This is a genomic window from Streptomyces sp. NPDC054757, from assembly GCF_053612185.1.
The window spans coordinates 138,466-148,952 of sequence record NZ_JBSHBW010000022.1 but is presented as its reverse complement, the minus strand read 5'-3'; the positions used below and the strand labels follow the sequence as shown (position 1 = coordinate 148,952).

The 10,487-nt window shown below is 69.0% G+C and carries 13 protein-coding genes and 1 tRNA gene; 3 read left to right on the top strand and 11 right to left on the bottom strand.

From position 1 onward, the window contains the following. Positions 1-112: 112 nt before the first annotated feature. Complete coding sequence (locus ACWGKJ_RS24620; RefSeq protein WP_385023514.1) at positions 113-859, bottom strand: hypothetical protein; 747 nt, start codon at positions 857-859, stop codon at positions 113-115. Positions 860-906: 47 nt separating this feature from the next. Between ACWGKJ_RS24620 and ACWGKJ_RS24615 the strand changes: the two genes are divergently transcribed. Beyond that, positions 907-1,095: a DUF5703 family protein gene (locus ACWGKJ_RS24615; protein WP_385023512.1), complete on the top strand. Its 189-nt coding sequence runs from the start codon at positions 907-909 to the stop codon at positions 1,093-1,095. Positions 1,096-1,165: 70 nt separating this feature from the next. Here the strand turns inward: ACWGKJ_RS24615 and ACWGKJ_RS24610 are convergent, their stop codons facing one another. The 3 genes from ACWGKJ_RS24610 to ACWGKJ_RS24600 all read right to left on the bottom strand — a co-directional run bounded on the left by ACWGKJ_RS24610 (position 1,166) and on the right by ACWGKJ_RS24600 (position 3,931). Then, positions 1,166-1,963, bottom strand: coding sequence for a chaplin (locus ACWGKJ_RS24610; protein WP_385023510.1), 798 nt, complete (start codon positions 1,961-1,963; stop codon positions 1,166-1,168). A gap of 143 nt (positions 1,964-2,106) precedes the next feature. Next, positions 2,107-2,340, bottom strand: coding sequence for a chaplin ChpH (gene chpH, locus ACWGKJ_RS24605; protein WP_385023508.1), 234 nt, complete (start codon positions 2,338-2,340; stop codon positions 2,107-2,109). Positions 2,341-2,554: 214 nt separating this feature from the next. Beyond that, positions 2,555-3,931, bottom strand: coding sequence for a M20/M25/M40 family metallo-hydrolase (locus ACWGKJ_RS24600; RefSeq protein ID WP_385023506.1), 1,377 nt, complete (start codon positions 3,929-3,931; stop codon positions 2,555-2,557). Between the two features lie 145 nt (positions 3,932-4,076). On the opposite strand from ACWGKJ_RS24600, the gene ACWGKJ_RS24595 reads away from it, so the two are divergent. Further along, positions 4,077-4,164 (top strand) — tRNA-Leu (locus ACWGKJ_RS24595). Between the two features lie 357 nt (positions 4,165-4,521). Here ACWGKJ_RS24595 and ACWGKJ_RS24590 read toward each other — a convergent pair. Then, positions 4,522-5,517 carry a tyrosine-type recombinase/integrase gene (locus tag ACWGKJ_RS24590; protein WP_385023504.1) on the bottom strand — a complete coding sequence of 332 codons (996 nt, stop codon included), beginning with the start codon at positions 5,515-5,517 and terminating at the stop codon, positions 4,522-4,524. A gap of 31 nt (positions 5,518-5,548) precedes the next feature. Continuing rightward, positions 5,549-6,019 (bottom strand): hypothetical protein, encoded by a 471-nt coding sequence (locus ACWGKJ_RS24585; RefSeq protein WP_385023502.1) that lies wholly within the window; start codon positions 6,017-6,019, stop codon positions 5,549-5,551. 105 nt (positions 6,020-6,124) lie between these two features. On the opposite strand from ACWGKJ_RS24585, the gene ACWGKJ_RS24580 reads away from it, so the two are divergent. Beyond that, on the top strand, positions 6,125-6,931 hold the full coding sequence (locus ACWGKJ_RS24580; protein ID WP_453315815.1) for a recombinase family protein: 807 nt from the start codon (positions 6,125-6,127) through the stop codon (positions 6,929-6,931). Between the two features lie 73 nt (positions 6,932-7,004). On the opposite strand, the gene ACWGKJ_RS24575 is transcribed toward ACWGKJ_RS24580, so the two are convergent. From ACWGKJ_RS24575 to ACWGKJ_RS24555, 5 genes are all read right to left on the bottom strand, one after another. Next, positions 7,005-7,559 (bottom strand): GNAT family N-acetyltransferase, encoded by a 555-nt coding sequence (locus tag ACWGKJ_RS24575; protein ID WP_385023498.1) that lies wholly within the window; start codon positions 7,557-7,559, stop codon positions 7,005-7,007. Next, positions 7,556-8,194: a lasso peptide biosynthesis B2 protein gene (locus tag ACWGKJ_RS24570; RefSeq protein ID WP_385023496.1), complete on the bottom strand. Its 639-nt coding sequence runs from the start codon at positions 8,192-8,194 to the stop codon at positions 7,556-7,558. Before ACWGKJ_RS24570 ends, ACWGKJ_RS24575 begins: the two co-directional genes overlap by 4 nt. Beyond that, positions 8,191-9,888, bottom strand: coding sequence for an albusnodin/ikarugamycin family macrolactam cyclase (locus ACWGKJ_RS24565; protein WP_385023494.1), 1,698 nt, complete (start codon positions 9,886-9,888; stop codon positions 8,191-8,193). The genes ACWGKJ_RS24570 and ACWGKJ_RS24565 overlap by 4 nt, the downstream gene beginning before the upstream one ends. Positions 9,889-9,957: 69 nt before the next feature. Further along, entirely contained in the window at positions 9,958-10,086 is a 129-nt protein-coding gene (locus ACWGKJ_RS24560; RefSeq protein WP_385023492.1) for an albusnodin family lasso peptide, read from the bottom strand. A gap of 133 nt (positions 10,087-10,219) precedes the next feature. Next, positions 10,220-10,453 (bottom strand): hypothetical protein, encoded by a 234-nt coding sequence (locus tag ACWGKJ_RS24555; protein ID WP_385023490.1) that lies wholly within the window; start codon positions 10,451-10,453, stop codon positions 10,220-10,222. Positions 10,454-10,487: the final 34 nt, after the last annotated feature.

The following is a 10,487-nucleotide window of genomic DNA, read 5'->3' as shown; positions in this document are numbered from 1 at the left end:
GGCCGGGGCCGAAGCCCCGGCCACCGGCCGTAGTACCGACACCCGGACGTCACCCGGCCCGGAGCATGCCTTCTGAGGCCCTCACAGACCTTCTCAGCCCTTCCCGGCCACCTCAGACCCTCTCGTCCTCCGGGTCCCCGTGCGCGGCGGACCCGTCAGAGGCGTCGTCCTCATCGACCAGACCGTCGTCGCCGTCGCCCCCGGCATCGTCATCATCGTCATCGTCATCGTCGAGCAGTTCCTCGTCGTCGAAGACGGAACTGACGTCGAACCGGCACACGATCTGCTGCGGGTCCGCCTGGTCGAACGGCGCGCTCAGCCACTCCCCCGGCTCGGGCAGGTCGTCCGCCGCCGAGACCCAGAGCGTGGAATCGCCCTCCTCAAGGCCGAACTCCTTGTGCCGCGAGGCGATCTCGTCCGGTTCGTACTCACCGAAGAGCACCCCCAGCGCGGCGTGGACGCTGTTGCCCACGACCGCCCCCGAACCCGGTACGCCGTCCGCCTCCGGGTCGAGGTCCACGATGCGCTGTGCCTGCCCGAGCAGCCGCTGCGGCTGCGCCACCGCGTAGTCCCGGCGGATCAGCACCGTGAGCGCGTTCGGATCGTCGGGGCCCGCGTACGGCGGCAGGGAGTCGTCCGCCGCGGGAATCTCGAAGGGAGTGACCTCGTCGTAGCGGTCGTAGAGCCTCTCGTCGTACACCTCGGCGGCCGCGGCGAGCGCGTTGAACGCGCTGTAGACGGCCGGGTCGTCCTCTCCCGTACGGGCTTCGACCGCGGCGAGGTGCCGGTCCAGCGCGGCTTTGACCGCCTCGGCGGCGGCACGTACCTCGGCAACCGTGGGCTGCGCAGCATCAGACATAGGGCAGACGCTATCCGTACCGGGCCTCTGCCCGCACAATAGATGCGATGCCGGAATACGAATTTGTCGACGTGTACGTACCGCGCGGGGTCTCCCGCAAGGATGCGACACGCCTGCTCACGGACCATGCCGAGTACGGACACTGGGAGTTGGACCGACTGACACTGCACCGGGACGGCAGCCGCAGAGTGCGGCTGCGCCGGCGCATCATTCGCCAGATGCGCGCCACATGGTGAAGAGGGAGCGGGCCCCGCGACTGCGGGACCCGCTCCCTTTCCATGCGTACGTGCGGAACTCAGCAGGCCGTTACGCGGCTGCCCGTGACCGCCTGTACAGGATGATTCCCCCGAGCACCATTCCGGCGCTCGCCGGGATGATCAGCCCGAGCGGTGCGGACGAACCGGTGTGCGCGAGCTGCTCGGTGCTCGGGGGCGCCGAGACCGTCTGCGTGACCGGAGCGTGCGGCTTGGGGGTGCTCGGCTTGTGACCGCGCGGCGTCACCGGCTTCTCCGGGTGGCCCGGCTGACCGGGGTGGACCGGGTGGTGCGGGACGTGGACCGGCGGCGGGACGCTCTCGTCGTTGGCACAGTGGTTGCCGAAGACCGGGTTGAGCAGGCCGACGACGTCGACGCTGTTGCCGCAGGCGTTCACCGGGACGTCCACCGGAAGCTGCACGCTGTTGCCGGAGAGCACGCCGGGCGAACCACTCGTGTGGCCCTCCGCCGTCGCTCCGCCACCGCTGTGGCTGCCGCCGGTGCCGTGGGTACCGCTGTCGTGACTGCCGCTGCCGGGCGTGCGGTGCTGGCCGCTGCCCTGGTGCGGGCTCCCGGAGTGGGACGCACCGGGGCCGGAGTTGCCGGACGACGCGTTCCCGCACCCGTTGCCGAACGCGGGGTTGAGCAGCCCGACCACATCGACGGTGTTGCCGCAGACGTTCACCGGCACGTGCACCGGCGCCTGGACCGAATTGCCGGAGAGCACCCCGGGTGAATTCGCTGCGGTTCCGTCAGCCGACGCATCGGCGTACGCGTAGCCACCGCTCAGGGCGAGCACTCCACCCGCGGCCGCAACGGTGATCAGGCCTTTCTTCGTGACCTGTCGCATAGGTTCGTTTCCTGCCTTCTGACCTTCCGGAAATGCCCGCGGACGTCGTTGCCCTTGGGCCGAATGCCTCTCCGGCCCCGGAGCGCATGGCGCGCGCTCCGGGGCCGGCGGGGCTCCGACCCTCGCGGGTCGGAGGCACAACGTCAGACGTTGGCGCAGGTGTTGCCGAAGGCGGGGTTGAGCAGCCCGATCACGGAGACCGTGTTGCCGCACACGTTCACGGGGACGTGAACGGGCACCTGCACAACGTTGCCCGAGATCACACCGGGAGAGTGCACAGCGGCACCCTGCGCACCCGAGTCGGCGACGGCCATGCCCGCACCCGCGAGCACGAGACCACCGGTGACTGCCGCAGCGGCGACGACCTTCTTGATCATTAGTTCCTCCTAGTCGGCAAATACGGTCCAGACCGCGGACCGCACCACCTGTAACGAGGAGAACCCGGCAGAGCTACGAACCCATCGCCCCATTCACTCTTTCCGGTCGCATACGCACGTACAGCCGATTAGTTGGAATGTCGTTTCAGTACGTATCCGGTCGGCACATGGCAGCTGGCACTTGGCTGCTGGCACATGCCTGGCACTTCTCCGGTCAGCACTTGTCCAGGAAGCGGTCGAGCACCCGTACTCCGAACTTCAGACCGTCGACCGGCACCCGCTCGTCCACCCCGTGGAACATCCCGGCGAAGTCGAGCTCGGGCGGGAGCTTCAGCGGGGCGAATCCGAAGCAGCGGATCCCGAGGTCGTCGAAGGACTTGGCGTCCGTACCGCCCGAGAGCATGTACGGCACGGCCCGCGCGATGGGGTCCTCGGCCTTCAGCGCCACCTGCATGGCGTCGACCAGATCGCCGTCGAAACCGGTCTCCAGCGCCTTGTCGCCGTGCACGTCCTCGCGCCTGACCCGGGGGCCGAGGAGCTTGTCGAGGTCGGTCAGGAACTCCTCCTCGTAGCCCGGCAGGAAGCGGCCGTCGACATGGGCCGTCGCCTGTCCCGGGATGACGTTCACCTTGTAGCCGGCGCCGAGCATGGTGGGCGCGGCCGAGTTGCGCAGCGTCGCGCCCACCATCTTCGCGATGCCGCCGAGCTTGGCGAGGGTCGCCTCCATGTCCTCGGGGTCCAGCGGGGTGCCCAGCGCGTCGGACAGCTCGTCCAGGAACGAGCGCACGGTCTTGGTGACCCGCACCGGCCACTGGTGCCGCCCGAGGCGTCCCACCGCCTCGCAGAGCTCGGTGATGGCGTTGTCGGTGTTGGTCATGGAGCCGTGGCCTGCGGTGCCGTCCACCGTGAGGCGCATCCAGTGCATGCCCTTCTGCGCGGTCTCCACGAGATACAGCCGCAGGTTCTCGTTGACGGTGAACGAGAAGCCGCCGACCTCGCCGATCGCCTCCGTGACGCCCTCGAAGAGGTCCGGGTGGTTGTCCACGAGGTGGCGCGCACCGTAGGTGCCGCCCGCCTCCTCGTCCGCGAGGAAGGCGAGCACGATGTCCCGCGGGGGCTTGCGGCCGCTGCGCAGCCGGTCCCGTACGACCGCGAGGGTCATCGCGTCCATGTCCTTCATGTCGACCGCGCCGCGGCCCCACACGCAGTCGTCCACGATCTCCCCGGCGAAGGGGTGGTGCGTCCAGTCGTCGGCGTTCGCCGGGACGACGTCGGTGTGGCCGTGGATGAGGAGCGCGGGCCTCGACCGGTCCTCACCCTCGATCCGGGCCACCGTGGACGCGCGCCCCGGGTGGGACTCGAAGATCTGCGGTTCGAGACCGACCTCGGCGAGCTTCTCGGCCACGTACTCCGCGGCGGCCCGCTCGCCGGGACCCGAGTGGTCGCCGTAGTTGCTGGTGTCGATCCGGATCAGGTCACGACAGAGGTCCACGACCTCGTCCTCGCCCGAGACGGCCCGTTCCGTGCCTGTCCTGCTGGACTCGCTCACGCTGTTCCTCCCGCTGTCGCTGCTGGTGGTCCCCTGTCCCATACTCGCCCCCGCCACCCCCGGGACCCAAGCGCGGGGACCGGTCGTCATACACGGTTCACAGACCCCGGCGCGTGATCGAGCACTCCCCGATGTTTGCTATGGTTTTCCACGTCGGAACGGCCCAGGGCCGCGAGACAGACACCTTGTCCGGGTGGCGGAATGGCAGACGCGCTAGCTTGAGGTGCTAGTGCCCTTTATCGGGCGTGGGGGTTCAAGTCCCCCCTCGGACACCAGCTGAGACCCCACTTCGCGTGGGGTTTTCTGCGTTACTGGGCTGTGGCGTGACCAACCACGTGACCAACAGCCGAGCGAATCTCCTGGTCAGACCAGGGATGACAGGCCGAGCCTGTCCGCTCCGGAAGCGGCTAGCTTCCCGTGCTCCGTTCTTACGTGAGTGCCCGTAGTGGGGGCATCGTGTAGCCCGGCAAGTGGTGCCCGACGTTGGCGGAGACCTCTTCGGGGTTCTCCCTGGCCTCCAGGTCGTTCGTGACCTTGCTGTGCCGCCAGTCGTGGATGCGGAAGTCCTCGGGCAGGTGGAGCCGGGTGCGCAGGGTGCCGACACCTTCTCGGGGTCCTGGGGTCCGCCCGCCTCACCCCCGGTACAGCTTGAAGCCGTCGCGGGCGAAGACGAGGTCACTGTCCACCCACGCGGAGCCGAGCCGAGCCCGCTCCGCGTTCTGGCGTTCCCTTCGCCACTTCAGGACGTTCATCACGGACTGGTCCACGTAGATGACGGCGTTGTCGTCGCCGTCCTTGGTGAGCTTGCGCAGCCGGTAGGTGTTGCCTTCCTCGACCACGACCCAACCGAGTTCGATGGACCCCGCATCCCAGTTGATGAGGGACCACTTCATGCCGAGCGCCTCACTGCGGCGCACACCGGTAGCGGCGTACACGGTCCACAGCGGGGCGTCCCGCAGACAGTGGTGGGTCAGGCCCCCGTCGCAGGCCCGGTTGCCACACGGCTCCCACACCGTCCCCAGGAACCGGGTCGTCTGACCGTCGTCCAGGGTCGGATACCTCGACTCCTGCGCCCGGATCTGCCGGGCGGTGGGAGGGTGCGCGGTCGCGGCGGGGTTGACGGGTATCAGCTTGGGCACCGCCGCCCCCAACGCGCCGGACAAGATGTTGTGCACGTGGCGCACCGACTTGGCCCCGAGCGGCTTGCCCTTGTTGGTCGGGCACGGGCTCGTTTCCAGCAGCCGGTACAGGTCGTCAAGGGTGTCGTCGGTGACCTCGCACAGCTTCACGCCGCCGATGTGCGGCTTGATGTGCAGACGGACTTTCGTCTCGTAACCGGCCGTGGTCGTTCCCTCCTTCCTGTGGTTGCTCAGCCACTTGTCCAGCCAGTCACCGAGTTTCATGTCCGAGCGGGCGGCGACCTTGCCCGCCTCGTAGTCGGTGATCCAGACCCGGAGTGCCCTCTCCGCCGCCGTCTTGTTCTTGTACTCCCGGCCTATCCAGTAGCGCTCCTGCTTCCCTGTCGCCTTGTTGAAGTGCAGGGGCGTACGTACACCCCAGGTGTTCGCTCTGCCTGTACGCGGGATCTCCACCGGAGTCTCGCCGGGCCCGTTGCCGCGCTTGGCCACTCGGCTACTTCCCCGCTATGGATCGCGGTTGCTATCGGGCGTCCTCGGCGGTCACGCCGCCGGGCTGAATCCTCTTGAGAACGTCGTGAGCCTTGTCCGTGATCTGGCCCCCGGCCTTGCCCTCGACCTTGGTCCGAAACCCGCGCTGGCGTGCGGCTCGGAGATGGCCTTTGAGGGTGGCCTGTTTGGTTCCGGTGACTTGTTCAAGGTCCTGGATCGGGGCACGTTGCCCGACCTCCACCACGCGGACGTAGACGGCGGAGAGGAACGCCAGGTACTCGTCCGAGAGTCCCTTTGGCATCTGGCGCAGGGTGGCGGACAGGTCATCCGGCGCGGGTTCTTCGCTCGCCTGTCGCGCCAACTCTCCGGGGGTTGCCGTGACGATCTGGCGCAGGACGGTGGAGGAGATCCCGCGAGCGATCTCCTGAGGGTCGGCATCGCCGGCCGGTTCGATGCGGATCTCCTGTGGCCCTCCAGCAGCGAATCCGATGGGGCGATACAAGGGCAAACCGGGGCGCGGCAGCGCCCCGCCTGCGTAAGTCGCAGCGGCGGAAGAGTCACCAGGGAGGGGGCGGCTCCGCCGCCACAGAGCGAAGCCACTTCGACAGTGCGGCCCCGCAGAGGCCGACATCAGGAAAACCAGGCAGGAAGCCCCTGCCGTACCGGCGCGGGCAAGGTCGCAGCCAACTACCACACGGGGCGCTTCGCCCTCGTGCCCGCCTTGAAGGCGGAACTCACCGTGAAGACCCCGGCCGACCGCAACCCCGGCAAGGCATGGGCACAGGGCGCACCCGTGGCACAAGCACCCGAAGGGAAGCCGGGCGCAGCGATCCGGCTCGGCTACGCCCGGTGCTCCACGGTCGGGCAGGAACTTCAGTCCCAGTTGGACGCCCTTGCCGGGGCGCAGTACACCCGCGTGTTCTCCGAGAAGATCAGTACCCGTGTGAAGGAGCGGCCGGAGCTGGAGAAGGCCCTCACTCTGGCGCGGGAGATCAGGCAGGCCGCCCCCGGGCAAGCCGTCATCCTGACCGTGGTCGAGATGAAGCGGCTTGCCCGCAACGCGGCGGAGTTGATGTCCCTGTCCGCCACCCTCCAGGCGGACGGCATCCAACTTGAACTCCTCTCCGGTCCCCTCACGGGGGTGTACGACCCGAACGGGGCGGGAGCCATCGTCTTCGCCGTTCTCGCCGTCAGTGCAGAGGTCGAGCGGGAGGGCATCCGGGAGAAGACCTTGGAAGGCTTGGACGCTGCGGCCCGCAAGGGCAACCACGGGGGACGCCCCACCGTCGTGGACGACGACAAGCTAGCCGTGGCCCGTGCCCGGCACGCCAAGGGAGAGAGCGTCACCGCCATCGCCAAGGCGCTGGGGATCTCCCGAGCCACCCTCTACCGGCATTTCGGTGAGAGCGCCTGAGATAGGCGCACAGGGCGTTGAGGAGTGCTTCCGAGCCCTCCTCTGCCCGGGGGGTGTAGGGCCGCGAAGCTTCTCAGCTCCCCGACGCCGGGGCAGGAGGAGCCTCTTCGGCAAGGGCGTCCATCAGGAGTTCGTCACAGGGACGGCCACGCCAGTAACCCGACTGACGTAGGCGGCCAGCCGGTTTGAACCCGGCCTTCTCGTACGCCGTGATCCCGGTCGCGTTGGGCTCCAGTACCTTGAGCCAGACCATCCGCAGTGCGGCGTACTCGAACGCCCACCGCAGTGTCAGGGCCGTGGCCTCCATGGCCAGTCCCTTCCCCCGTGCTTCGGGCGCGAGCAGGATGACGTACTCGGCGGTCCGTACCGCCGGGTCGATCTGGAGAGACGTGAGGCCGACCGGGGTCCGGTCGTCGGTCGTGATGACCTCGAACTGAGGGAAGTCGCGGTTGCGCCCGGTCGCCTCCCAGCCGCCGGCACGGACCTCCCAGGACTGCGGGACCTGAGTGCCGAAGCCCAGGATGGTGCCGGGGTCGTTCTCCCACCGGTGGTAGTCGGGCAGGTGGTCACGGTCCGGCATGGCCAGGCTGACGCGCTTGCCCGGGATCAGGATGTGAGGCTCGGTCATGGGCACCCCTTCGACGTTGGCTCCGGCCCGTTGATGGGCGAGTAGTCCCCAGTCTGGTCCGGTTCCTCGACGGGCTGACCGTGAACGTCGCAGATCCAGGCATGCATCCGGATCGGATCGGTGGCCATGCCGTGCCGCCAGGCTCCGCCCCGTCCGCCTGCCGCGAGCAGGAGTGCAGCGGTCGCAGACTCCTCTAGGCACGCGACGCGGGCGGGAAAGAAGCGGGCCGCCCAGCGGACTGAACGGACCGCCAGGCTCGCATGCGCGCGGCTCGGGGGTGGCAGGGTACGGCCCATCTCCGCCAGGCGGACCAGGCGACCGAAGCGGGTACGCCTGCGTCCCAGGTGGCGCGTCGTGAGGGTGAACGCGAGGGCAACGGTTGCCGCCATGCGCCACGACCACGGTGCCAGGTCCACAGCGTCCAGGTGGGCGGACGCCTCACTGGTGCCCCATGAGGACTCGGAGGGACGGACCGTGACGGGAGGCGGTGCGTCGCCGTCCTTCAAGGAGTCGAGCCAGTGTGACAGGGGTTCGCCGGTAAGGACTACAGTCGATCCGGTGCGGTAGTTGACGACCACGCCCACCGGGCCGGTCAACGCTGTACGGGTGTGGCGGCTGGCGACGGGGATGTTCACGGCTTGCGCTCCCAGCGGACTCGTTCGGTCGTGGTCTCGTGGGCCCGTAGCCACAGCTCGGCGCCGAAGAGCGGTTCGAGGAGCCCCCAGGGGATCTCCACCCCGAGGACGGCACGCCGGAGAAGCGAACGCAGGACCGCCGGGCGCACCAGGCAGAGGTCCGCCAGGTGCCCGTCCGCCAGTTCCAGGACGGCCGCCTGGTTGGCCCGTAGTCCGTGGTGGTGGTCCACCGCGAACAGCCCCTTGGAGCCACGCCGAACGACCCTGTCCGGAAGCAGGCCGGTGACCGCATCGGTGAGCAGCGGCTTGTATCGACGGGCCGACCAGCGCTCCGAGGCGGGCACCGACAACACGGCTTCTAGGACACGGGCATCCGTGTACGGGTTGTGCATCTCGATGCCGTACGTGGCGGCAAGCTGGTTCTCCGACGCGGCTGTACGGCCGACGTAGCGCGCTTCCCTGAGTAGGTGGCGGTCGGTATAGCTGAGGCTGTCAACGTCCGTCTCGGGCGAGATGACGGACTCGGCCACGACGGTCGCCTGGTGGGTGAGCCAGGACTTCGGCAGCGCCTCGCCTGCCAGCCGACTGGGCGCCTTCCAGGCGGCAGCCACGACAGGCCAGGGGCTTGAACGGTAGAGGCGTCCCCATGCCTGGGCGTCACGCGCCAGGCGGAGAAGACGGCCCGATCGGGCGAGGTCGGCCAGGTGGACGGGGGGCGGCATGAACAAGGTGTCGCCGCCGTCCCCGGTCAGATGCACGGAGACGCCCTCCTCCGCCAGTAGGGCGAACTGGTGGCAGAGTTGTGCGATGGTCACGGCGGACGGTGCCGGTTCGTCGGTGAGGGGCAGGGCTTCCAGGTCGGTGAACGGCAGGTGTTCACGCCCCAGCGCCATGAACCGGTGCCGGATGGAGGAGAACGCATTGGCCACGTTGCGCGCGTGGTTCACGTCCCCGCCGGACTCCCGGCCCTTGGGGTGGAAAGTCACGCCCAGGACGGGCCCGCACTGTGCCGCGTATGCCGCGAGGGCGCTGGAGTCCAGGCCGCCGGACAAGTCGGAGGACGCGGCGCGCCCGGTGACCCGGATCAGCACGCCGTCCGACAGGTCGAGTCGCAACCTGTCCACGGCCTCCGGCCAGGTAGAGGGAACCGGCTGCCAGTACGGGACAGAGAAAGACGACCCATCGCGTGGGGCCGTCCAGCGGTGCCCGGGAGGTACCTGCTTCACCCCTGTCCAGGCCGAGCGCCCTGCCGCCCAAGCTGTGGGGTGTGCCAGGTGGGCCGCAAGCCAAACCGTGTCCGGCCGACTCCCCAGCAGGGAGGCCAGCGCCAAGGAACTGGACGCCCAGACCAGCGCGCCGTCGACCTCTGCCACGTACAGCGGGCAGGACCCTGCCGGGTCGGCCCACAGGCTGATCGATCCGGCCCCGTCGTCGAGAAGCAGGGCGTACGAGCCGGACCACGCCGAGGCCGCCGCGTCGAACTCTCGCAAGTCCGATGAGCGCACCAGCCTCACGAGCTGCGCGTCTGTCGCTCCACACGGTCCGAACACGGCCAGTCGTCGGCCGTCTCCGCCCCTCGCCTGGCGCACCGGAGTGCCTACGGTCCAGGCTTCCGGCCCGTGCCACAGGAAATCAGCGGTCGCCGGTCTCGGGGCCGGTGCGTGGGAGGCGATCGCCCCGCCGAACCAACGCATGCCGTCACCTCCTCTCGGAAGTGGAAGAAGGTGCGGCGGCACCCCGGGCAGGGATGCCGCCGCCGGGCGTCACGCCCCGTAGGGCGAGCGCTTGTTCTCGACGCTGGAGCTACTGCCACCCTTCGTCAGAAGCGCCGCGTCCTCCAAGGACACGACCTCCTCCGTGGGCTCGGGTTCGAGCTGGGAACGGTCCTCCATGGTTCTCATCTCCGTTCGTTACCTGCCGAGCGTGGCGGGGTGGCTTCCCCACCACGGTGGTGCTACCTCCCGGAAGCGACGTGGCCACGGGAGGGGCTTGGTTCGGATCGTCAGGTGATCCGTGCGCAGTGCGTCAGTCGGTCACTTCCTGGTCCGGCGCGGACCAGTCGGCCAGGTGCGGCGGGTGGACCTCCGGCCCCACGTGCTGGCTGGCAAGGGCGCCAAGCAGGAACAAGGTCAGGAGGTTGCCCAGCGCCCAGGTTCCGGCCAGCACGGCTCCCGACGGGTCGTGCCGTTCCCGGCGATAGCGACCGCCGGCCGCCCCTGCCTCGTGACGTGCGTTGTCCGTGTGGCCCTTCGCTGCCATGTGTGCGGCCTCTCTCCGTCCGCTCCTGTGCTGC

Coding starts and splice junctions, on each gene's coding strand:
- ACWGKJ_RS24600 (WP_385023506.1), bottom strand. CDS start 3,931: ATGGGACAGGGGACCACCAGCAGCGACAGCGGGAGGAACAGCGTGAGC.
- ACWGKJ_RS24565 (WP_385023494.1), bottom strand. CDS start 9,888: ATGCGTTGGTTCGGCGGGGCGATCGCCTCCCACGCACCGGCCCCGAGA.
- ACWGKJ_RS24555 (WP_385023490.1), bottom strand. CDS start 10,453: ATGGCAGCGAAGGGCCACACGGACAACGCACGTCACGAGGCAGGGGCG.
- chpH (WP_385023508.1), bottom strand. CDS start 2,340: ATGATCAAGAAGGTCGTCGCCGCTGCGGCAGTCACCGGTGGTCTCGTG.
- ACWGKJ_RS24615 (WP_385023512.1), top strand. CDS start 907: ATGCCGGAATACGAATTTGTCGACGTGTACGTACCGCGCGGGGTCTCC.
- ACWGKJ_RS24620 (WP_385023514.1), bottom strand. CDS start 859: ATGTCTGATGCTGCGCAGCCCACGGTTGCCGAGGTACGTGCCGCCGCC.
- ACWGKJ_RS24610 (WP_385023510.1), bottom strand. CDS start 1,963: ATGCGACAGGTCACGAAGAAAGGCCTGATCACCGTTGCGGCCGCGGGT.
- ACWGKJ_RS24560 (WP_385023492.1), bottom strand. CDS start 10,086: ATGGAGGACCGTTCCCAGCTCGAACCCGAGCCCACGGAGGAGGTCGTG.
- ACWGKJ_RS24575 (WP_385023498.1), bottom strand. CDS start 7,559: ATGACCGAGCCTCACATCCTGATCCCGGGCAAGCGCGTCAGCCTGGCC.